The organism is Streptomyces atratus (genome assembly GCF_014648655.1).
In the GTDB taxonomy this organism is placed as follows: domain Bacteria; phylum Actinomycetota; class Actinomycetes; order Streptomycetales; family Streptomycetaceae; genus Streptomyces; species Streptomyces atratus.
Genome location: NZ_BMRN01000039.1, coordinates 1 through 21,338, shown reverse-complemented (window position 1 = coordinate 21,338; position 21,338 = coordinate 1). Strand labels below are relative to the sequence as shown.

The window sequence follows — 21,338 nt, the reverse complement described above, 5'->3', positions numbered from 1 at the left end:
CGACACTCGGCCCATGAGCCGCCTCAGACTCTTTGTCGCCGTGTCGCCGCCCGACCATGCGATCCAGGAACTGCGCCGCGCCGTCGACCCGCTGCGCGCGCTCCCCGGTGCCGGGAAACTGCGCTGGACCGGTACGCCCAGCTGGCACTTCACGCTCGCGTTCCTCGGGTCCGTGGACGAGGAGGTGCTGCCCGAGCTGCATGCGCGCCTCGAACGGGCGGCCCACCGTACTGATCCCTTCCCGTTGCGCATCCACGGCGCCGGCCGGTTCGGCGGGCGGGCGCTGTGGGCGGGGGCCGCGGGCGGGATCGACACATTGCGGCTTCTGGCCGAACGAGCCGACGCCGCCGCCCGCCGCACCGGCATCCCGATGGAGGAGCACCGCCGCTACAGCGCGCACCTCACCCTCGCCCGCAGCCGCACCGACGCCGACCTGCGCCCCTTCGTCGAGGCTCTCGGAGGCTTCGAGGGCACCCCGTGGGAGGTCGGTGAGCTCGCCCTCGTACGCAGCAACCTGCCGGTCGCCGGGGTGCGGGGCGAGCAGCCGCGGTACGAGGTGATCGCATCCTGGTCGCTGGGTCACTGAGACGGGCGGTTACGCTCGGAGGGTGGATCCGAAGACCAGAAACCGCATCATGGCCGCCGCCCTCGTGCTGATGTTCGTCGTCGTCGCCGTGGCAGCCGCCGTCGGAGCGTGACGTCGGCGGCGGTGTCTCAGGCGGCCGATCCGGCTGCGAAGACGCCGCAGCGGCCGGCGCGCAAGTGGGCGGTGGAGGCGTGCGCCCTCCTCGTCCGGTCGTCCCGGCCGCCACGCATCATCGGGTGATGGGATCGGCACCTGGCGTTCTGCCTGTGCCCGGATCTCGTGGTACGCCTGGTGGGCGGTGCCTCGTCGGTGCCTCGGCGGGCCTCGTTGCAGGAGGCCGGGGCCGCGCTGATTGCCGCGCCCGCAACCCCGCGGCGACGTGCGACGATCGTCGGCCGGGTGAAGAAGCCCATGACCGCGGCAAGGGCTCCGACCAGGAGCGGTACGAACCGACCCAAGGGCGCGAGCGTGGGCCCGGCGCGTCCGGCGCGCACCCCTCCGTCTCAGGCGTTGACGGCCGACGCCGTCTCCTTGGCGAACGCCTCCGGGTTGTCCAGCATGATGTTGTGCCCGCAGTCCGGGACCGCCACGACCCGCACCCCGTTCTCGATCAGCGATTCCTCGCCGGGCAGCGGTCCGTTGTCCCGGGGGCGCAGATACGTACGCGGAATCTTCAGGTCCAGCAGTAGCTCGCGCATCGTCGGCGTCGTCCCGCGGGCGAGATGCACGGCGGTGCGGTGCAGTGCCTCGGGGCCCGCGAGGCGCATGGTTGCCCACCAGTGGGGCCCCACTCGGTCGCGTACTTCCTCCAGGCCGCCGGCCAGGAACTCCTCCTCCGTGTACCGGGCGAGACCGCTGCTGCCCGGCCGGGCCGGGTCCGGGGCGACCGGGTCCAGATTGGCGTCGACCAGCACCAGCCGGGCCACCAGCTGCGGGTGGCGTGCCGCGAGCACGATGGCCACCGCGCCGCCCATGCTGTGCGCGACCACGTCCGAGTCGTACGCGTCGGCCGTCTTCAGCGCCGCCGCCACCGCGTCGGCGTGCTCCTCCATGGTGTAGCCGAAGTCCGTGGGGCGGTCGCTGATTCCGAAGCCGAGCAGGTCCATGAGCAGCGACCGGCTGTCGGCCAGCAGGGGATGCACGGCGCTCGCGGTGAAGTACGGGCCGGACGAGGCCCCGAGCCCGTGCAGATAGACCCTGGTACGGGACGTGCCGGGGCGGCCGGGGAGCTCCACCCACCGGATGCGCGCACCGTCGGCCGTCACCTGAGCGTTCTGCATGTTTCCTCCTCCGTACCCCACCATCGATGACCTCGGCGAGACTATATATCGGCATCTATGTATAACGCCATGGGGGAGGATGCTTGCATGCTGGAACTGGCCATCCTGGGATTTCTGTACGAACAGCCGCTGCACGGCTACGAGCTGAAGCGTCGGGTCGCCCACCTCACCGGACACGTCCGCCCCATCGCGGACGGCACGCTGTACCCGGCGATCAAGCGCCTGGAGCGAGCCGGATGGCTGGAGCGCCGGACGGAGCCGGGCAGCAGGGCCGCCCCCCGCCACACGCTGACCCTGACCGAGCCGGGGCGCGAGGAGCTGCGGCGCCGGCTGCGGGAGGCCGACGAGACGGACATCAGTGACGAGAACCGCTGGTTCACCGTCCTCGCCTTCCTGCGCCATCTGGCGTCCCCGGCCGAGCAGGCGGAGGTGCTGCGGCGCCGGCTCACGTTCCTGGAGGAGCCGAGCAGCTTCTTCTACGAGGGCGAGCAGCCCCTCGGCGCCGAGACGTTCGAGGACCCGTTCCGGCAGGGTCTGCTGAGGATCGCCCGTGCGACCAGCCAGGCGGAGCTGAGCTGGCTCGATGAGACGCTCAAGGAACTCGACGCCTCGCTCTGACGCGGACACACAACGGGCCGCCGTCGCCCTCGCCCCCGAACGGGGACGGGGCGGCGGCGGCCCGTACGTATCGGACGGACAGTCCGTCAGGCCGTCCTCACCAGGCGAACGCCTCCGGCGACGGACCCGGACCCGGGAAGATCTCGTCCAGCGACGCCAGCACCTCCGCGGAGAGTTCCAGCTCCAGCGCCCGCAGCGCCGAGTCCAACTGCTCCTGGTTGCGCGGTCCGACGATCGGCCCCGTCACCCCCGGCTGTGCGAGCAGCCACGCCAGGCCGACCTCGCCCGGCTCCAGGCCGTGCTTGTCGAGCAGGTCCTCGTACGCCTGGATCTTCTCGCGCTGCGCCGAGTTCCGCAGCGCGTCCGCGCTGCGGCCGGAGGCCGGACGCCCTGCCGTGCCCTCGCGCTCCTTCCTCAGCACACCGCCCAGCAGGCCGCCGTGCAGCGGGGACCACGGGATGACGCCGAGGCCGTACTCCTGCGCGGCCGGGATGACCTCCATCTCGGCGCGGCGTTCCATCAGGTTGTAGATGCACTGCTCGCTGACCAGGCCCAACGAGCCGCGCCTGGCGGCCAGTTCATTGGCCTGGGCGATCTTGTAACCGGCGAAGTTCGACGAGCCCGCGTAGAGGATCTTGCCCTGCTGGACCAGGACGTCGATCGCCTGCCAGATCTCCTCGAAGGGGGTGTTCCGGTCGACGTGGTGGAACTGGTAGAGGTCGATGTAGTCCGTCTGGAGCCGCTTCAGCGACGCGTCGACCGAGCGTCGGATGTTCACGGCGGAGAGCTTGTCGTGGTTGGGCCAGGCCTCGCCGTCGGCGGCCATGTTCCCGTACATCTTGGTGGCCAGGACCACCTTGTCGCGGCGTTCGCCGCCCTTGGCGAACCAGGTGCCGATGATCTCCTCGGTACGGCCCCTGTTCTCACCCCACCCATAGACATTGGCCGTGTCGAAGAAGTTCAAGCCCGTGTCCAGCGCCGCGTCCATGATGGCGTGGCTGTCCACCTCATTGGTCTGCGGGCCGAAGTTCATGGTGCCGAGGACGAGGCGGCTGACCTTGAGTCCGGTGCGTCCGAGCTGCGTGTACTTCATGGGCACCAAGCCAACGCCTTCGAGTCCGCTCGAAGCAAGGGTGACCCCGAACGCGTCCTGCCCCCGGCGGAGTGCCGGGGGCAGGGGGTCATGCGAATGCCTCACGCGGATGCTTCGGCTGCTTCGGTCACTTCAGGTACACGATGCCGTCGGTGGTGACCGTCGGCCGGCCCGATGTGGCCACGACGACGATCTTGACGGTGTGCTTGGCGCTGCTCGACCAGCTCTTCGTCCACAGCGCGTCGCGGTACTTGGTGGTGCTGGACTTCAGGTCCGTCGTGGACACCTTCACGCCGTCCACATAGACGTACACCTGGCCGGAGGTGGCAGCCCTGGAGGCCACCAGGGCGACCGAGCGGCCGGTGAACGTCCAGCTCAGGCTCGCGCTCTTCGACGAGCTGGAGTACGACTTGCCGCCGAGGTAGCTGGACGAGGACTTCGTCGTCCAGGTGCCCGTCTTCGTCGCCGAGCTCTCCTGGACGATGACCGGCGTGCCGGAGACCGATGCGGCGGCGGTGTTGCCCGCCTGGTCGTACGCGGTCATGGCCCAGCTGGTCGCCACACCCGACTTCGCGGTGTGCGAGGCGCTGGTGGTCGTCGGGCCGTAGGTCTTGGCGAGGGGGGCGGTGAGCCTGACCTCCTTGAGCGAAGCGGCGTCGGCGGCCTTCCACTTCAGGGTGACGGGGACGGCCGTGGTGTTCACCGTGCCGGTGCGCAGGGCCAGGTTCGGCTTGGTGGTGAAGGCGGGCGCCGTCTGGTCGGCGACCACGGTGGCCGCGGCGGACGTGGTGACCTTGCCCGACTGGTGGGTGGCGCGGACCTGGACCTGGTGGCTGCCGACGGCCGGCGTGGCCTTGGCGGAGGTGGCGGTGCCCGTGGTGGTGGCGACGGACTTGCCGTCGACCAGCAGCTCGTACTTGGAGATGAACGCGCTCGGGGTGGTCGCCGACCAGCCCACGGTGACCGTGGACTTGGTGTAGTACGTCGTGCCCGAGAGCCCGGCGCCGGTCACCGACTTGATGGCCAGTCCGGTGACCGGACCCGCGGCGAGGCTGCGGATCGCGGGCAGCTGCCCGTACAGCTTGGTGCCGGGGCATTCGGTCGCGAAGCCGTCGCGGTGGCCGGAGATCTGCTTGAAGGAGTACTGCGTACCGGCGGTGAACTTGGTGCCGGCGAGGTTGCTGCCGGTGGCGCCCGCGGTGAGCATGGTGCTGCCCGTCGGGTTGCCCTTGTACTGGCCGAGCTTCCACGCGGCGATCCGGGCCACCGAGGTGGTCACCGCGCTCGGGGCGGCCGAGTCCGTGTACGTACCGATGACCGAGATGCCGGCCGTCTGCCGGTTGAAGCCGTAGGTGTGCGCACCGAAGACCGGCCGGTCCACCCCGCCCTTACGGCCCTCGAAGATCGTCCCGCACTTGTCGACCAGGAAGTTGTAGCCGATGTCCTTCCAGCCGTTGCTCTTGACGTGGTACGCGTACACGCTGCGCACGATCGCCGCGGAGTCGGCGCACGAGTAGTTGCTGGTCCCCGCGGTGTGGTGGACGAAGACGGCCTTGATGGTGTCGGTGTACTCCGGCGCCTCAGGGCTCATCGACTCGTCGGCGCCCCAGCCCGCACGCGAGGTGATGGGCGGCTTGGGCACGGTCGACGGCGGCGCGGGCGGCAGGGTCGCGGCCGGGGACGAACTCGCGGGCGCGGAGGGACTCGGGCTCACCGGGGGAGCGGGCTCCACCGTGGCCGTGTCGGAAGGGCTCGGTGACGCCGGGGCGGACGGTATGACCTCGGCGGGCGGTTCGGTGCTGTCGTTCGGCGCGGGCGGCTCGGTTGCGGCCGGGTCCGACGGATCGGCCGAGGGGTCGGCCGCGGGGATGTCGGCGGCGAAGGCGGCCGGGTCCGCGTTCAGGGTGCCGCTCCGGCCCGGGTCCACGGTGTCCAGCCGCAGCCCCGCGGGCAGCTTCGCGGAGACCTTGCCGCCTGCGTTGATCCGTACCTCGACACCGTTGGAGGGGCCCACCCAGCGCGGCTCGGTGCTCCCTCGTACGCCGGACCGACCGGTCTCCGTGCGCCCGTCGACCTCGGTTTCGAGCGGCAGCCAGGACGTCCAGTTCCCGTTGGCGGCGGACCTGGTCCGTACCTCCACGGCTCCGGTGACCTTGGCCGCAGGGTCGGTCCAGGTGATGCCCAGCATGCTGAACGGCTTGGTGTCCCGCTTGCCGAGAGTGGCCGAGGTGCCGTCGCCGTCGACCTTCAGCGCAGTCGCGTGCACGTCGGCCTTGGCCGGGCCGGGCTTGGCGTCGGCGTCCACCGAGGAGTTGCCCGTCACCCCCTCGAAGACCAGGACGCCCGCCACGGCGGACGTGGCCAGGGCAGCCGTGAGCCAGATTCTTCGCTTCGATCTCAAGTCGTACCCCAAGGATCGTTTTCGGACACTTGATTCGTCAGGCGCTGCGGCTGGCGACAGCTGGTCACGATGGGACCAGTGGGGGGTACGAGTGCTACCGCACATGCAGCGGAGGCTTAGCTTGCCATGCCTCTCCGACAGCCCGACCCTCCCCCCTGCTCCTGCCGTCCGCGAATGGCGCAAATTCCACTTACGTTCACTGCCGGGCAAACCGGTCCAGCGCCGCCAGCACCGCCCGGCTCGTCGCCGGACCGCCCAGATGCCCCGCACCGTCGATCACGGTCAGCTCCGCGTCCGGCCACGCCTTCGCCAGCTCCCACGCGGTGATCAGCGGCCCGCCCAGGTCGAACCGTCCGTGCACCAGCACGCCCGGAATCCCCGTCAGCCGCCCCGCGTCCCGGATCAGCTGCCCCTCCTCCAGCCAGGCGCCGTGGGAGAAGTAGTGCGAGCAGATCCGCACCAGCGCCTGCTGCGCCCGGCCGGGGCGCCCGCTGTACGGCGGCGGTCCGGTGTACGCCTCCTGGGAGAGCACCGCGTCCTCCCAGGCGCACCAGTCGGCCGTCGCCTTCTCCCGCACCCCCGCGTCGGGGCTCTCCAACCGCCGGGCGTACGCGGCGAGTACGTCAGGAGTCGCGTCCCCCTCGGCCTCCGGCACCCCGGCCCGGAACAGGTCCCAGGCCTCGGGGAAGATCCGGCCCGCGCCCCGGTACAGCCAGTCGATCTCGGAGCGCCGGGTCGTCGTGACGGCCGGGATCACGATCTCGGAGACCCGCTCCGGGTACTGCTCGGCGTACGCGAGGATCAGCGTCGAGCCCCAGGACCCGCCGTACAGCAGCCAGGTGCTGATCCCGAGGTGGACGCGCAGCCGTTCCATGTCGGCGATCAGCCGGTCGGTCGTGTTGTACCGCATGTCGGCGGCAGGATCGCTCGCGTGCGGGGTGGAGCGGCCGCAGCCCCGCTGGTCGAAGAGGACGACGCGGTAGTGGTCCGGGTCGAAGTACTGCCGGGGCCGCTCCTTGCATCCCGACCCCGGACCGCCGTGCACGACCAGTGCGGGTTTGCCGTCCGGGTTGCCGCACGCCTCCCAGTACACGAGGTTGCCTTCCCCGACATCGAGCATGCCGTGCTCGTACGGTTCGATCGGCGGGTACTTCTCGTCGGGCTTGCGGTCCATGGCGCGGTGGCTCCCTCGGCTCGGCGTGCAAAGGGGTCAGCGTAGGGCGGGCGTAGCCTGATTGCCGTGAATTCCGAACCCCGGGTACTGGCCGTACTCGACGACCTGCTGACCGCCGCCGCCCACGACGACCGCGGTGCGCTGTGGCAACTGGCCGAGCAGGGCCGGGAGCTGGATGCCAATCTGGTACGTCTTCCGCCGGGCGCGGAGGTGGGTGAGCATCAGGAGGACGTCCTGGACGTCCTTCTCGTCGTCATCGCGGGCAGCGGCCGGGTCGTCGCCGGGGGCGACGCGCTGAACCTGACGCCGACCGGCGTCGTCTGGCTGCCCCGCACCTCCCGCCGCGCCCTCGCCGCGGGACCGGACGGTCTGGCCTATGTGACCGTCCACCGCCGACGCCCCGGCCTGACCATCAAGCCCTCGGTCGCGCCCCCGGCCGGATACGAGGGCGGCGAGGCGCCCTGCATGCTGGACCGGGTCTGCCCCGGGTGCGGCCGGCTCTCGCAGGACCCGGAGCCGGTGTTCTGCAGTCGGTGCGGGGAGCGGTTCGCCGGCCACTGACCGCGCGGCGGTACTCCGGTTGGCGGGCGCCAAGGTCTTTGCGGCGCACGCCGAGATCCCTCGACCGGGGCCGCCGTCCTCCGCTCATCGCGGGGGGTGGCGGCCCCGTTTCCGTACAGGCAAAAACAACAGGGACATTAGGTCTCATACAGAGTTAAAATGAATAAATGGTGGCGGGCGATCTGCCTGATGAGCTCGCCGGACTTCTGCCCCGCATCCAGAGGCTCGCCCGGCGGCGGCTGTGGAGCGGCCTGCCGGCGCCCCGGCTGCGCGGGGCGCACGCCGAACTGCTGCGGCTGGTGGCCGACCGACCCGGCATCCGCGTCTCCACGGCCGCACACAGCCTCTGTCTCGCGCCCAACTCGGTCAGCACCCTGGTGAACCATCTCGTCGCCGACGGACTGCTGCGACGGGAGAAGGACCCCGAAGACGGGCGGGCCGCGCTGCTGCATCCGACCTCCGCAGGGATCGGGAGGCTGAGCGACTGGCACGCCCGTCGCGAGGCGCTCTTCCGCGAGCATCTGGCCGGGCTCGACGCGGCCGACCGGGCGGCACTCGCCGCCGCGCTCCCGGCCCTGCACAGACTCGCCGCCTCACTGCGAAGCGAAGGGGATGAGACCGCGTGACCACGCAAACCGCCCCCGCCCTCAACTGCACCGGTCTGAGCTACAGCTTCGGCGACGCGAAGGTCGTCGACGGCCTGGACCTGCTGGTCGGCCAGGGGGAGGTGTTCGGCCTCCTGGGGCCCAACGGCGCGGGCAAGACCACGACGATGCGCGCGATCACCACGCTCCTGCCCGTACCGCCCGGCGTCATCGAGGTGTTCGGCCATGACGCGGCCCGGCAGAAGATGGCGGTGCGGCGCCTGCTCGGCTACGTACCGCAGCAGCTGTCGGCCGATGCGAGCCTCACCGGACGGGAGAACGTCCAGCTCTTCGCCCGCGTCTTCGACGTGCCCCGCCGCCAGCGCGCCGCGCGGGTCTCCCAGGCGCTGGACGCGGTCGGCCTCGGCGATGTCGCGCACCGACTCGCCGCCACGTACTCCGGCGGCATGGTCCGCCGCCTCGAACTCGCGCAGGCCCTGGTCAGCGCGCCCCGGCTGATGATCCTGGACGAGCCGACCATCGGCCTGGACCCGATCGCACGGGACAGCGTCTGGGAACGCATCACCGAGATACGGGTCGCCGCCGGCATGACCGTGCTGGTCACCACCCACTCCATGGACGAGGCCGACCAGCGCTGCGACCGGCTCGCGCTGATGCACCTCGGCAGACTCCGCGCGCTCGGCACCCCCGCCCAGCTCAAGAACGAGCTCGTCGCCCACCGCAGGGAATCGGGCGAGACGGGCCTTCCGCCACCGTCCCTGGAGGACGTCTTCCGCCACCACTCCGGAGCCGGACTGAACGACCCCGGCTCCGGCTCCGACGAAGGGAAAGGAGCGTTCCGAGATGTCCGCCGTACCCGTCGCACCGCATCCCGCCTCGGCTGAGTCCGTCCCGCCGGATCAGCGGTTCGCGTTGCTGCTGACCCCGCCGCCGCCCCGCACCGGCTGGCGCGTCGTCCCCGCGCGCGTCACCGCGATGTGCGTCGTCGAACTGCAGAAACTGCGCCACGACCGCACCGAGATCTACACCCGCGCCGTGCAGCCCGCGCTCTGGCTGCTGATCTTCGGCGTGACGTTCTCCCGTATCCACGCCATCCCGACCGGCGGCGTCCCCTATCTCGACTTCCTGGCGCCGGGCATCATCGCCCAGTCCGCCATGTTCATCGCGATCTTCTACGGAATCATGATCATCTGGGAGCGGGACTCGGGCGTACTCACCAAACTCATGGTCACGCCCACGCCCCGGACCGCCCTGGTGACCGGCAAGGCCTTCGCCGCCGGGGTGAAGGCCGTGATCCAGGCCGCGGTCGTCATCGTGATCGCCGCGCTGATCGGTGTCGGCATGACCTGGAACCCGTTGCGGCTGCTCGGCGTGGTCGTCGTGGTCCTCCTCGCCTCGGCGTTCTTCTCCTGCCTGTCGATGTCGATCGCCGGGATCGTCCTGACCCGCGACCGGCTGATGGGCATCGGCCAGGCCATCACGATGCCGCTCTTCTTCGCCTCCAACGCGCTCTACCCGGTCGCCCTGATGCCCGGCTGGCTCCAAGCCGTCAGCAGGGTGAACCCGCTGAGCTACCAGGTCGACGCCCTGCGCGGACTGCTCATCGGCACCCAGGCCCACCTGGGCCTCGACCTCGCCGTCCTCGCGTTCGCGGCGCTGGCCGGCATCGTCGCCGCCGGTTCTCTGCTGGGCCGCCTGGCCCGCTGAGCACCGCGGAGCCGTCCTGTCCGCGGCTTGTCGTCGGACCCGGGCTCAGCGGTGTCGACGTCCGCTCGCAGTACTGCTGTTCACGGAGGAGCGGGCGACGACCGTGCTCAGCGGCTGGAAGGACTGGACCGCCCGGCACAAGGTCGCTGTCATGGCAGCCCTGTTCTTCGTACCCGGGGCGAAACCGCTCGGAGACGGCATCGGCATCCTCGTCTCCTGACCGCAGCATCTTCTGACCGCAGCATCTCCTGACCGGCGACCACGCACTGCCGGACCTTCGGTTACGCCTGTCGCGTGCGCGGCCGGTCGAACCAGATCGTCAGCAGCGTCGGTACGAGCCCCACCCAGAACAGCACCTGCGGAACACCCCGGCCCGTCCACGGCACCGCCGCGATGGCCACCGCGCACAACGTCCCCAGCACCGCCTGCACCAGCACCAGCCGCGCCCAGAACATCCGCCGCAGCAACGACCGCACACTCAGCTGCACCCCTGCGCGCAGCTTCCGGTAGCGCCACCACGCGCCGAGCGCCCAGATCACTCCGATCAGCGCCAGCACATACACCCGGATGCCGAGCGGCAGCGGCAGCTCCTTGGCCTCCCCGTCGGACGGGAACAGGTCGATCGCCGCCCCCGCCAGCACCAGGCTCAGTACCGCAAGCCACCGGGTACGGCGCAGCATCTGGAAAACGGCCCGGTCCAGTCCCAGGCGCATCCGGTCCGAAGCGGGGTCGGCGGCAAGCGCGGACGCATACACCTCCGCCCGCTGCTTCGGTTTCATGCCGGGCGCGGCGAGCTGCTTCTCCGCCTGCTGGCTCAGCGCCCAGGCGTCATTGGGATCAATACGCAAGGTCTCGCGCACCGCGAGGTCGACGAGGTCGCTCCTGCCGTTGAGCAGCGCGGCCTTCCACAGCGAGCCGTACGCCCCGGTCTCCTCAGGCCCCAGCCGCACCGCCTCCTGCGCCGCCGCGAGCACCTCGGGCCAGCGCGGCTGCCAGGCGTTGAGCGCCTCGGCGAGCGCCATGTACGACTGCCAGTAATGCGGCGCGAGCCGTACCGCCTCCTGTGCCGCCGCCAGCGACTCGTCGGTGCGCCGCAGCCGGCGCAACGCGTAGGTCCGGATGATCAGGGCGTTGACGTACTCGGGGTCGATCGCGAGCGCAGCCCCGGTCGCCTCGACAGCCTGCTCGTACTCCTTCAGCTGCTCATGGCACCGGCCCAGCTGGGACCAGGCGCGGACGTCCTCGGGGTCCTGGGCCAGCCGCTTGGCCAGCATGGCCTTCGCCTCATCGACCCGGCCGAGTATGAGCAGCGCGCTCGCCTGCTCGGTCAGTTCGTGCCCCGCCGTGGTCACAGCTTGCGCTTCCTCTTCAGATAGGCGAGCAACTCGTCATACATGCCACCCTCGTTGGCGAACATCGCCACATTGCGTGCTGAGGCGAACCACGGATCGGTGGACGGCCGCACTTCCTTCGCCGCGCCCAGCAGATCCTTCATGTTGATCATCCGGACCACGCCGGTACGGGTCGAGTCGAGCAGCGCCCGCTCGGACGCGGACTCGCAGACGTGGGCCAGATCGGCGCCGGACAGATCCTCGGTGACCTTGACCAGCTTGCCCAGGTCGACGGATTCGATCGGCCGGTCGCGCAGGTGGTAGCGGAGGATCGCCTCGCGCGCGGGTGCGTCCGGCGGCAGCACGAGCAGCGTCCTGTCCAGCCGGCCGGGGCGCCGCAGCGCGATGTCCACGTCCCAGGGGACGTTGGTCGCGGCAAGCACGAACACCCCCTCGTTGGCCCCGCCGACCCCGTCCAGCTCGGTGAGCAGCTGATTGACGGTGTTACGCATCCCGCCGTGCTGCATACGACTGCGCTTGGCGCCCAGCGCGTCCACCTCGTCGAGGAACAGCACGCACGGTGCCTGGCGGCGGGCCGTCTCGAAGACCTCGTGCATATTGCGCTCGGAGTTGCCCATCCACATGTCGAGCACATCGTTGATCGACACGGACATGAAGCTGGCCCCGAGCTCACCCGCGACGGCCCGCGCGATGAACGTCTTCCCGCACCCGGGCGGCCCGTACATCAACAGCCCGCCGCGCAGGCTCTTCCCGTACAGCCTGCCCAGTTCGGGATTGCGCATGGGAGCCAGGAACGCGGCTTCGAGGCGCTCCTTGATCTCCTCCATGCCGCCGACGTCGGCGAGCGTGACGGTACCGGGGGCGTCGACCTCCCAGGCGGCGGCGTTGCCCGGATCACCGCTGCCGTCGGCGGCGAGGGGCGCCTCGGGGGCGGTGGCACCCGGGCCGGCAGCGGGGGCGGGGGCCACGAAGCGCGGCGGGACGGCGCCCGCGACCTCGTTCTCGGCGGCGGCCCAGTCGAACCCGGTGGAGGGGCGGTGTGCGGCGGGCTGCTCCGGCTCCTCCGCCTTCGGGGGCTCCTCGGCCTTCTCCGCCTTGTCGTCGGCCGGGGCGGGCAGCCCCATCGCCCGCATCATGAGCGCCCGCGCGGCTGCGTCCCCGGGCGCGTGCTGCAACGCGACGGCGGCCTCGGCGACGGCGGCCTCGCCCAGCCCTTCTCCGAGCAGGAGCTCGGCGAGGTGCAGGCGCAGCGGTACGTCGGCGGGCGCCGCGGCGACAGCGGTCCGCATGCTCTGGATCAGGGGCGACTCGTTGGACATGCCGACACCCTACGGAGCGGGGCCGACAGCCGGTGACGCGGCCTTACTGCGCGGCGTAGGGGAGGAAGTCGGCCCAGGCGGCGGGGGAGAGGGTGAGGGCGGGGACGGTCAGGTCCTTGGAGTCGCGGACGTGGATGGTGTCGGGGCACGCGGCGACCTCGACGCAGTCGCCGCCCTGGTCGCCGCTGTAGCTGGACTTGTTCCAAGTGACGGCGACCTCTACGCAGTTGCCGCTGTTTTCGCCGCTGTAGCTGCTCTTGAACCAATTGAGGCCGGTGTTCATAGGTCTTTCGCCACCTGTTCGATCACGTCTCTGGACTCTTCGGGGCTGAGGGCCTGCGCCCGCAGAATGCCATATTTCCCGAACAGGTTTCCCAGCGCCGGTTGTTCGCTGACGAGGAAGTTGTGGTCCTGAACTTCGACGTAGGCGAGCTGACGCCGTTCCTTGGTCTCCAGCAGAACGAACGGGCCACTGAGACCGGCGTGAGTCTGCCGACGTGGTGACATCACCTGCACCTGCACATGCCGTAGCGCCCCGACCTCCAGGATGTGGTCGAGCTGCTCCTTGTGCACCCGACGACCCCCGATGGGCCGGGTAAGAGCGGCGAGCTCCAGGACAAAGCCGATGTCCGGCACGGGCTTTCGGAACAGGAGCCTCTGGCGTGCCAAACGGGCCGCGACCCGACCCTCGACCTTGTCATCGTCGACGGGTGGGTAGCCGCTGCCCAATACGGTGCGGGCGTAGCCGTCTGTCTGCAACATCCCGGGCACGACGTGAGTTTCGTACTCGTGCCTGGCGGAAGCGGTGATCTCTTCCTCGGCGAACGGCTCGAACCAGGACGCCAGATAGCCGAACGTCAACCCCTCGCCTGCGGCCTTCAGTGCACCCTGTGCACCCAACGCGCAGTCCGCCTCCGCGATGAATTCGTCCCTAGGAGGCCGTTGCCCCCGTTCGACCATCGCCACCTGTGACTTGGAATAGCCGATCTTCAAGCCGAGGGCCTCTTGCGAGAGCCCGGCCCGTTCACGGAAGAAACGCAGCATTTTGCCGAACATTTCGGCGTTGCTGCCGCCACGACCACTGGAGTGCACAATCTCTCCCCTGCGAACACAACAGTGCACAGACGTCCTGTGTCCCTGGTCACGGTAGGTGTCGACCGGGACGCTTTCCCCATGGAACGGAAAAGTTCACCCACCCCGGCGCCCTCGTGGGTACCCGCGTCCGGACACGCCCTGCGTCACGTCGGTATTCACTTCGACGCGGTACGGATCCCGGGCGTACTCGGCGAGCAAGTCGCTTACGAGATCATGCAGTTAACCGACTTCCAGGCGGGCCCGATCGTGCGGTCGGGGATCGGGGAGCGCAGCATGTACTTCCTGTTGCCGCCGCGAAGCGCCCGCGCGCACCGGTGGCCGTCGGGGGCGCAGTTGATGGGGTGCTACGGGCAGAACGCGGCGTTCGTCGGGGTGCCCGCGCTGCACGGGCTGACCTGGCCGCTCGACTGGCGCTCACTGCCCACGGCCGAGGCGCCGTTCGTGGACGCCGGCCTACTGCACGAACTGGTCCTGGAGGTGACGGCCAGGGAGGGGTGAGGGCGTGCCCCAGGGGCCCGGAGCGTGAGTTACAGGTTGCGGTAGACCTCGCCGCGGTGTGCGACGGCCAGCGCCCACAGGATGAGCTGACCGTCTTCGACGGTGTACACGGCGCGGTAGTCGCCGATTCTCAGCCGCCACCTGGCCGAGTGCACCTGGAGGGCTTTGATGTCAAAGGCTGCGGTATCTCACTTGTCCAGCGACTTCTGGAGCTCGGTGAGACGGAAGAGGATGCGGAGCGCGTCCTGACGAGGAATCTTCAGCAAGTCCCGCTGTGCGCGCGAAGTGAACCGCATGACGTATCCCATGAGGTCAGGGCGCAGATCGGAGGAGTGCGGCCATCTCTTCCACGGAGACCGAACCGTTGAGGCCCTCGGACTCGGCCTCGTCGGCCAGTCGGTTGAGCCACTCTTCCTCGTACTGCTCGGCGACCTGCTTCAGGCGTCGGTATTCGTCGATATCGACCAGCACGGCTTCGCTCTTGCCGCGGCGGGTGATGATCGTCGGGATCCCATCCCGTCGCGCGCGGTCTATGACATCGGCGAGGTGACGGCGGACCTCTGCCATGGACTCAACGACAGGCTCACTCATGTAGTGAATGTAGTAGGTGCACATCTGTCGCACGAGTGTGAGCGAAAGGGGACAAGGCTCCCGCAGCCTGCGGTACGGTGATCGCGTCATAACGCTCTGTGGCGCACCTGCACACAGAGCGGCCCCCGGGGGTGCTACCAACACCGCTCCGAGGGCCTTCACCACGAGTGGATACAGGAGTCCACCGGGATGCTTCGGCATGCTATCGCGCCCTCTCGGCGCTACACGAAGGCTTCGCACGACGTCGTGCGCCATCCGCGTCTGGGCAGTGACGCGAAGGTTCTCCTCCTGCACGTACAGGGGCTTCCCGAAGACCGGGCCGGGCAGGCGCTCAGTGAGCATGCGAAGAATCTCGGGATCACTGGACGGGCGTACCAGAAGGCCAAGAAACAGCTGGTGGAGAACGGTTTCGTGCATGAGCGGCGGCGGCAGGTGGGCCGGGGTCACTGGGCCACCGACCAACTCTGCTCGAACGTCCCTCTCACGGCGGAACAGGCCCGACGGGTCCTGGACGGTCTGGTGGTGGCGCCTGCGCCCCAGCCGAGTGAGCAGGAACGGACGGTCGGTCAGCCGGGGATCCGGGCGGTCGGTGGCTCACTACCGGTGGAAGAAGAACGTGAGAAGAACTATCCCCACCCACCCTCCGAAGCCGAGCCCGAGTCCGAAGCCGAGCCCGGTCGCGACAGCACCCCTGCCCCCGAACTGAACGTGACAGAACGGCTCCTGCTGTCACTTCGCCACGCAACACCCCAGCTGCACCTGGGAGTCCGCGAGGCCCGGGGGCTCGCCGAGCTGGCTGCGGAGTGGATTCGGCGCGGCATCACGACCACCGACTTACGTCGGGCCCTGACCAGCGAACTGCCCCCGGAGGGCGTGCGGTCGGCGGTCGGATTCCTGCGCCACCGCCTCGTACAGAAACTCCCGGAACCCCCGGCGCCCACCGATGCCCGCCCCGCGGCACCACCCCGCGTCAGGGAACTCGTCCCCTGCGCCGGTCCCGGCGAGGATCACGTCTTCCGGTCGGTGGGGGACGAAACACACTGCGCCCCGTGCCGCCAGGAGGAGGCACGGGCATCCTGGGCCGCCCAAGCAGCCGCGTATGCGCAGCAGCCTTCACACATCCCCTGGCGCGAACGAGTCGCCTCCCTCGCGGCGAACCCGGCCGAGACCGCCTGAAGGGCAATCGGCGGTGCATCGGTATCGGCCGAGCCGGGGACCTGGGCCTTCCCGGCGGCAAGGCGACCTGGGAACCCGCGGGCCGGTCGACGCTCGACCGTGTTCCGGCCTCCGGCTGAACGTTCTCCCGCCCGCCGCCCGGTCCGCTGCCCGGCGTCGGCGGAGGGGTGACGCCGGGCAGCGCGGATCGGCTTCCCCGCCGGGCTCGTGGCCCGGGTGGGGTGCCGCAACGGATGTCGGGCCGGTCAGGCTTCGACAGCGGCCTGCTCGGGGGCGGGGGCCGCATCGTCCTTCGCGGTGTCGGACGCGCTGCGGCGCACCGCCGGGATGACGAGGGCGATCGCCGCGGCGACCAGGGCGACGCCGCAGCCGATGATCAGGCCGGTGCGGAAGCCGCTCTCCGAGGTGAAGCTGTAGCCGCCCGTCGTGGTGGTCATCTGGGACAGGACCACGCCGATCACGGCCGCACCGATCGAGGTGCCGAGGGAACGCATCAGCGTGTTGAAGCCGTTGGCCGCGGCGGTTTCGGAGAGCGGCACGGAGCCCATGATCAGGGCCGGCATGGAGCCGTAGGCGAGACCCACACCGCTGTTGATGACCATGAGGGACAGCATCAGCCCCCAGGCGGAGCCCATGAGGACGAGAGAGAGGCCGTACCCGGCGGCCAGCACCAGGACGCCACAGATCAGGGTGAACTTCGGGCCGCGGGCGTCGGTGAGCTTTCCGCCGAACGGAGAGACGATCATCATCATGACGCCGCCGGGGGCCATCCAGAGGCCCGCCGCCAGCATCGACTGGCCGAGACCGTAGCCGGTGGCCTCGGGGAACTGGAGCAGCTGAGGCACGATCAGCATGCTGGCGTACATGCCGAAGCCGACGAAGATCGAGGCGACGTTGGTGATCAGTACGCGGGGGCGGGCCGTGGTGCGCAGGTCGACCAGCGGGTCACGGGTGCGCAGTTCCCACGCGCCCCAGGCCAGCAGCACGACGACGGCGGCGATGAACAGGCTGAGCGTCGTCACGGAGGTCCATCCCCACTCGGCGCCCTTGGAGACGGCGAGCAGCAGGCAGACCAGGCCGACGCCGAGGCCGAGCGCGCCGGGTGCGTCGAAACGCTGCCCCTTGGCGCCGGCCGGGACGTCCGGGATGAGGAACCAGATCAGGGTGGCGATGGCCACGGCCAGGACGGCGGAGCCCCAGAACAGCACGCGCCAGTTCGCGTACTGCGCGACGGCGGAGGCGATCGGCAGGCCGAGGCCGCCGCCGATACCCATGGACGCGCTGACCAGGGCGATGGAGGAGCTGAGCTTCTCGGCGGGGACCACGTCGCGGAGCAGGGCGATGCCGAGCGGCACCATGCCCATGCCCATGCCCTGCAGACCACGTCCGATGATCATGGGCACGACGGACGATGCGAGGGCGCAGACCACCGACCCCACGATGAGGGGGACGGAACAGGCGAGGAGCATCCGGCGCTTGCCCAGCAGGTCGCCGAGGCGTCCGGTGACGGGCACGCACACGGCCCCCGCCAGCAGGGTCACCGTGATCACCCAGGCGGCGTTCGCGGAGCTGGTGTGCAGGATCTGCGGCAGTTCCGCGATGAGCGGCGTGACCAGGGTCTGCATGATCGCGGCCACGATGCCGGCGAACGCCAGCGTGGCGATCACACCGTTCGCGCGGGTCGATGCTTGGGGGGCTCCCATATCGGGACTCCTCGGATGGCTGTCGGGTATCGAATTGCATCGTACATGGCTTATGCATCGCGCACATCATGTGTGCGATGCATAGTCATGTGAGAGGATGAAGTGGGGCCGCTCCGAAATGAAACGTGCCGGCGGCCCGGCAAGGAGCGAGAGGCAGCGGTCGCAATGGTCAGGGCTACGCAAGAGGTCGAGTACGAGCAGATGCTGCTCAGCCGCCATGGACTTCTGCATCACAGGAACGGCCGCCGCGAGGACAGCCGGCTGGAGCGGAGCGCCTACATCCTGCTCAGCCGCATCCGCGTCCAGGGCCCGATGTCGATCGGTGAACTGAGCGACGCCTTCGGGCTCGACGCCTCGACCCTCAACCGGCAGACCGCCGCGGCGAAGCGCGCCGGTCTCGTCGAGCGCATACCCGACCCCGACGGTGGCATGGCCCGCAAGTTCCGCATCACCGACGAGGGTGCGCGCATGCTCGACGATGAGCGGGAGCGCAATACGAGCTCGCTGGACCAGATCATGTCCGACTGGTCCGAGGAGGACGTCTCGGCCTTCGCCGCGTACCTCAGGCGCTTCAACGCCGACATCGAGCGCCTGAGCGGACGCCGGTGGCCGCGACCCTGATCTGACCTGTCAGTGGTGGCAACCGTGTGGCAGGTCCTGGAGGCGGCGACCCCGAGCCCGCCCGCACCCCACCCGGAACCGGACGTGACACAAAGGGCTCCCACTGTCACATCCCCACGAGCACTCCGGTCCGCCCGAGCGGTCGCGTACGCGGAACAGCGTTCCCGCCCCCGGGCGTTGGTCATACCCAGGGCTGTCCACGGCCGAGGCACCGTTCGCGGCGTGCACAGGCCCGTCGGCCCCAGCGATGCTCGTTAGGCTGTCCGTATGAGTGACGTGTACGCCGTGGACCTTGCCCTGGACATCCGGGCCTCCGTACCGGGCTCCGTGCTCGCCGATCTGCGATGGCATCTCGGTATCGAGGGCGGAGAGGCTGCCCCAGCGGGTATGTACCCGCTGTTGGCGGAGCGCGGACCCGCTGCGCGCATCGGCGGGATCCAGGTCGGTGAGCTGGCCCGGACGGACGACGGATGGTCCCTGACGGTGCGCCAGGAGATGCACGCCGAAGTCATTCCCGAACTTGATTCGCTGGCCGAGCGGCTCGTAGGGAACTCCGGCACCGAGGGCGTCGTCGGGCAGATCCGCTTCTACGAGGAAGACGTTCCCGAACTCTTGGTCAACAGGGCCGGAGAGCTGGTGAAGATGTCCCTGGTCCCGTCGGAGGGCGGGTCCGGCTGACCATCGGTACTCGTCCCGGCCCCGTATTGCCGGGGCTGTCCGATCCGGCCCCGCACCCGGGCATCCCTCTCGGCGTCGGTCAATCCACCGTCCTGCATTCGATCGCGTTGACCAATGATCAAGATCGCGACGTTATCCGCCCAGTGCATCTTCATTGATGGTCGGCGTTACATGCAAGACGGCTTCCGCGTTTGCAATCATGCGCCCGATTTCAATGGGAAGGTGTTGGAATTCTTCCATCACCACGTCGTAGGGCTCCGCCTGATATCTCTTTCCGTCGAGCCCCTCGGCCTCGATGAGGTATCGATAGCCGGCGGGTGAGCTGCGGTCGTCGACCTTCTTCCAGATGGCCCCGCGACGCCGTACGAGCAGATCACCGAGGTATGACGTCAGGTCCGTGTGGAGCGTGACCCAGTCCGACTGTTCGAACTCGCCCAACGGCAGGCGGTCCACATAGTTCTGGAGGCCCGGCAGAAGCGCCAATGGGTCCGCCGTGTACTCCTCGGGCGCCACACCGAGCACGGTCGCAAGACCGACAGCGTTGAGGTGCGCGCCCTCTGTCCACTCCTGGACCTCTGCGTCCGCGGAATCCGGGTTACTGCTCTGCGACATTGTGTGTAGCCCTTCGGTCGACCCGGAGTGATCCTACTTCTTCTTCGGCGGCAGGTCCCACTGGTCTTTCTTGGGTGTGGGTCCGTATTCCAGGAATATGATTTTTGCTTCCTGGAGATAGCTGCGAAGCTCCGCCGACGGGCCTGCATGGGTGAACGACCATCGTGGGTCATAGCCGGGATCCATATTCCTCAAGGCTATGTCCTTGTGAATCTGCTCCTTGATGTGCTTGCTGAGCGGGACCTCGTTCTGGATCGTCTGGTGCGTGCCGTCCTTGAGCGTGATGGTGCGATAGGGACCGTACGTCTTCACCTCGACAGCGACCGTGCGCCCGTCGGGCAGATCAACGGGAACGTCAACTTTCCTGCCGCCGGTCGCAGTTACGGGATACCGCGAACCTTCGCTCGTGGGGACCGGGTAGTGCCGTTCGGGGCCACCACCCCACATCTGGCGATGGAATTCTTCACCGCGTTCCCAACGGGTGCGGACGTCGTGCGTATTGCGGACGTCCCTGAGCGTGAGAGGGCCGTCCGCAGGCAGGAGAGCCGGCCGTGAATAGTCCGGTTCGTACCCCGCGTAGGGATGGTCGTCGCCGGGCTTCGCGCCGGTGTCGGTCGCGTCCGGCTGGTCGTCTGCCGGGTTCGGGCCCTCGGTGTCGTCGATGTGCGCGGGCCCGTCGTCATGGCCCGTCGCGTCGCCGTGCTCGCCGGGCGCATCGTCGGTTCCGCGGCCCACGCCGTCGGTCGCGTCGTCACCGGCACGCCCCAGGTCGTCGGAGGCACCTGCGCCGCGTGAATCGGCATGGCGCGGCAGGGTGTCCGTCGTGGATCCGCCCGGCACGTCGTGACCGGCGGGGCCGGTTTCGGCTCTGTCGGCGACCCGGGTGGGTGGCAGGTTGTCGGCGACGTGGCCGCCCGGGACGTGGCTGCTCGGGGGCAGCATGGTGTCTCCGGCATGGGCGCCGGGGAGGTTGTGGCCCGCGTGGCCGGTGGGGGCGTTGTCTCCGGTGCGGGTGCCCGGGAGATTGTCGCCGATGGTGCCGTCGGGGATGTGTTCGCCGGTGCGGCCGATGTCTCCGAGGTCGGTGTCGAGGCTGCTGCCGAGGCCGGTGGGATTGTCGCCGATGTGGGCGGCGTTGTCGGCGGTGTGGGCGGCGTTGTCGGCGGTGTGGGCGCCGACGCCGGCCAGGACCGGTTCTCTGTCGGGTGAGCCGATGTGCGGGGTGCCGGTGTCTGTCGTGTCCGGGTGGATGTCCGGGGAGCGTTCGGGGCGGGCGTCTTCTGCCTTCTGGAGGACGTTGCCGTTCTCGTCGAGGAGGTTGTACTCGCTGTCGAAGTAGCGTGCCGGTTCACCGGGGCCGGTGGGCAGCTTCGTGGTGCCCTCGGGCAGGACGGGGGCACCGTCGGGGAACTTGACGTTCCCGTCGGGGAGCTTGATCCCGCCGTCCGGAACAGCCGCGCCTTCGGGGAGGTGGACGGTGCCGTCGGGCAGTTTGAGGGAGCCCTCGGGCAGCACGATGGCGTCGTCGGGGAGTTTGGGGATCTCGATGTTGCCGATCCCCTTCAGGCCCTTGGTGATGTCGCCGATCTTGGAGAGGCCGGCGCCTGCGCCCTTGGCGATGTAGGTCATCGGGTCGATGACCTTGCCGGCCTTCCCTGCGACGGACAG

The 21,338-nt window shown here is 69.5% G+C and carries 21 protein-coding genes and 2 pseudogenes; 10 read left to right on the top strand and 13 right to left on the bottom strand.

Annotation, left to right across the window (positions count from 1 at the left end; translation table 11 throughout):
* Positions 1-13: 13 nt before the first annotated feature.
* On the top strand, positions 14-586 hold the full coding sequence (gene thpR, locus IEZ15_RS35010; protein ID WP_189280943.1) for an RNA 2',3'-cyclic phosphodiesterase: 573 nt from the start codon (positions 14-16) through the stop codon (positions 584-586).
* Positions 587-1,089: 503 nt separating this feature from the next.
* On the opposite strand, the gene IEZ15_RS35005 is transcribed toward thpR, so the two are convergent.
* Positions 1,090-1,866 carry an alpha/beta fold hydrolase gene (locus IEZ15_RS35005; RefSeq protein ID WP_189280942.1) on the bottom strand — a complete coding sequence of 259 codons (777 nt, stop codon included), beginning with the start codon at positions 1,864-1,866 and terminating at the stop codon, positions 1,090-1,092.
* A gap of 87 nt (positions 1,867-1,953) precedes the next feature.
* Between IEZ15_RS35005 and IEZ15_RS35000 the strand changes: the two genes are divergently transcribed.
* Positions 1,954-2,484: a PadR family transcriptional regulator gene (locus tag IEZ15_RS35000; protein ID WP_189280941.1), complete on the top strand. Its 531-nt coding sequence runs from the start codon at positions 1,954-1,956 to the stop codon at positions 2,482-2,484.
* A gap of 97 nt (positions 2,485-2,581) precedes the next feature.
* Here IEZ15_RS35000 and IEZ15_RS34995 read toward each other — a convergent pair whose 3' ends face one another.
* The 3 genes from IEZ15_RS34995 to pip form a co-directional block, all read right to left on the bottom strand.
* The gene (locus IEZ15_RS34995) at positions 2,582-3,577 is read right to left on the bottom strand and encodes an aldo/keto reductase (protein WP_189280940.1); all 996 of its coding nucleotides are present in this window, start codon (positions 3,575-3,577) and stop codon (positions 2,582-2,584) included.
* 127 nt (positions 3,578-3,704) lie between these two features.
* Positions 3,705-5,978: a peptidoglycan recognition protein family protein gene (locus tag IEZ15_RS34990; RefSeq protein ID WP_229846320.1), complete on the bottom strand. Its 2,274-nt coding sequence runs from the start codon at positions 5,976-5,978 to the stop codon at positions 3,705-3,707.
* Positions 5,979-6,174: 196 nt separating this feature from the next.
* On the bottom strand, positions 6,175-7,152 hold the full coding sequence (pip, locus tag IEZ15_RS34985) for a prolyl aminopeptidase (RefSeq protein ID WP_189280938.1): 978 nt from the start codon (positions 7,150-7,152) through the stop codon (positions 6,175-6,177).
* 66 nt (positions 7,153-7,218) lie between these two features.
* Between pip and IEZ15_RS34980 the strand changes: the two genes are divergently transcribed.
* The 4 genes from IEZ15_RS34980 (at position 7,219) to IEZ15_RS34965 (ending at position 10,025) form a co-directional block, all read left to right on the top strand.
* Entirely contained in the window at positions 7,219-7,713 is a 495-nt protein-coding gene (locus tag IEZ15_RS34980; RefSeq protein ID WP_189280937.1) for a cupin domain-containing protein, read from the top strand.
* A gap of 167 nt (positions 7,714-7,880) precedes the next feature.
* Positions 7,881-8,339 carry a MarR family winged helix-turn-helix transcriptional regulator gene (locus tag IEZ15_RS34975; RefSeq protein ID WP_189280936.1) on the top strand — a complete coding sequence of 153 codons (459 nt, stop codon included), beginning with the start codon at positions 7,881-7,883 and terminating at the stop codon, positions 8,337-8,339.
* Positions 8,336-9,202, top strand: coding sequence for an ABC transporter ATP-binding protein (locus IEZ15_RS34970; RefSeq protein ID WP_189280935.1), 867 nt, complete (start codon positions 8,336-8,338; stop codon positions 9,200-9,202). The genes IEZ15_RS34975 and IEZ15_RS34970 overlap by 4 nt, the downstream gene beginning before the upstream one ends.
* On the top strand, positions 9,162-10,025 hold the full coding sequence (locus IEZ15_RS34965) for an ABC transporter permease (RefSeq protein WP_189280934.1): 864 nt from the start codon (positions 9,162-9,164) through the stop codon (positions 10,023-10,025). The genes IEZ15_RS34970 and IEZ15_RS34965 overlap by 41 nt, the downstream gene beginning before the upstream one ends.
* A gap of 281 nt (positions 10,026-10,306) precedes the next feature.
* Here the strand turns inward: IEZ15_RS34965 and IEZ15_RS34955 are convergent, their stop codons facing one another.
* The 4 genes from IEZ15_RS34955 to IEZ15_RS34940 are packed head-to-tail and all read right to left on the bottom strand — an operon-like array spanning position 10,307 to position 13,788.
* A complete protein-coding gene (locus IEZ15_RS34955) occupies positions 10,307-11,377 on the bottom strand; it encodes a tetratricopeptide repeat protein (protein ID WP_189280933.1) in 1,071 nt (356 codons plus the stop codon).
* On the bottom strand, positions 11,374-12,696 hold the full coding sequence (locus IEZ15_RS34950; RefSeq protein ID WP_189280932.1) for an ATP-binding protein: 1,323 nt from the start codon (positions 12,694-12,696) through the stop codon (positions 11,374-11,376). The genes IEZ15_RS34955 and IEZ15_RS34950 overlap by 4 nt, the downstream gene beginning before the upstream one ends.
* Positions 12,697-12,739: 43 nt before the next feature.
* The gene (locus tag IEZ15_RS34945; protein ID WP_189280931.1) at positions 12,740-12,979 is read right to left on the bottom strand and encodes a DUF397 domain-containing protein; all 240 of its coding nucleotides are present in this window, start codon (positions 12,977-12,979) and stop codon (positions 12,740-12,742) included.
* Entirely contained in the window at positions 12,976-13,788 is an 813-nt protein-coding gene (locus tag IEZ15_RS34940) for a helix-turn-helix domain-containing protein (RefSeq protein ID WP_373302689.1), read from the bottom strand. The genes IEZ15_RS34945 and IEZ15_RS34940 overlap by 4 nt, the downstream gene beginning before the upstream one ends.
* Before the next feature lie 81 nt (positions 13,789-13,869).
* Between IEZ15_RS34940 and IEZ15_RS34935 the strand changes: the two genes are divergently transcribed.
* Positions 13,870-14,289 carry a hypothetical protein gene (locus tag IEZ15_RS34935; protein WP_189280930.1) on the top strand — a complete coding sequence of 140 codons (420 nt, stop codon included), beginning with the start codon at positions 13,870-13,872 and terminating at the stop codon, positions 14,287-14,289.
* 29 nt (positions 14,290-14,318) lie between these two features.
* Here IEZ15_RS34935 and IEZ15_RS34930 read toward each other — a convergent pair.
* Together IEZ15_RS34930 and IEZ15_RS34925 are read right to left on the bottom strand one after the other, a co-directional pair.
* Positions 14,319-14,597: pseudogene (locus IEZ15_RS34930) on the bottom strand (type II toxin-antitoxin system RelE family toxin).
* Positions 14,598-14,601: 4 nt separating this feature from the next.
* Positions 14,602-14,880: a type II toxin-antitoxin system Phd/YefM family antitoxin gene (locus IEZ15_RS34925; RefSeq protein ID WP_229846319.1), complete on the bottom strand. Its 279-nt coding sequence runs from the start codon at positions 14,878-14,880 to the stop codon at positions 14,602-14,604.
* A gap of 189 nt (positions 14,881-15,069) precedes the next feature.
* On the opposite strand from IEZ15_RS34925, the gene IEZ15_RS34920 reads away from it, so the two are divergent.
* On the top strand, positions 15,070-16,056 hold the full coding sequence (locus IEZ15_RS34920; RefSeq protein WP_189280929.1) for a hypothetical protein: 987 nt from the start codon (positions 15,070-15,072) through the stop codon (positions 16,054-16,056).
* Between the two features lie 245 nt (positions 16,057-16,301).
* Here IEZ15_RS34920 and IEZ15_RS34915 read toward each other — a convergent pair whose 3' ends face one another.
* Positions 16,302-17,759, bottom strand: a complete 1,458-nt coding sequence (locus tag IEZ15_RS34915; protein WP_189280928.1) for an MFS transporter — start codon at positions 17,757-17,759, stop codon at positions 16,302-16,304.
* A gap of 165 nt (positions 17,760-17,924) precedes the next feature.
* Here IEZ15_RS34915 and IEZ15_RS34910 point away from each other — a divergent pair, with 165 nt between their 5' ends.
* Together IEZ15_RS34910 and IEZ15_RS34905 are read left to right on the top strand one after the other, a co-directional pair.
* Positions 17,925-18,380, top strand: coding sequence for a MarR family winged helix-turn-helix transcriptional regulator (locus IEZ15_RS34910; RefSeq protein ID WP_114245907.1), 456 nt, complete (start codon positions 17,925-17,927; stop codon positions 18,378-18,380).
* A gap of 267 nt (positions 18,381-18,647) precedes the next feature.
* Positions 18,648-19,058: a hypothetical protein gene (locus IEZ15_RS34905; protein ID WP_189280927.1), complete on the top strand. Its 411-nt coding sequence runs from the start codon at positions 18,648-18,650 to the stop codon at positions 19,056-19,058.
* 132 nt (positions 19,059-19,190) lie between these two features.
* Here IEZ15_RS34905 and IEZ15_RS34900 read toward each other — a convergent pair whose 3' ends face one another.
* Both IEZ15_RS34900 and IEZ15_RS34895 read right to left on the bottom strand, forming a co-directional pair.
* Positions 19,191-19,670, bottom strand: coding sequence for a hypothetical protein (locus IEZ15_RS34900; protein WP_229846318.1), 480 nt, complete (start codon positions 19,668-19,670; stop codon positions 19,191-19,193).
* 33 nt (positions 19,671-19,703) lie between these two features.
* Positions 19,704-21,338, bottom strand: a pseudogene (locus IEZ15_RS34895) (hypothetical protein); the annotation flags it as partial.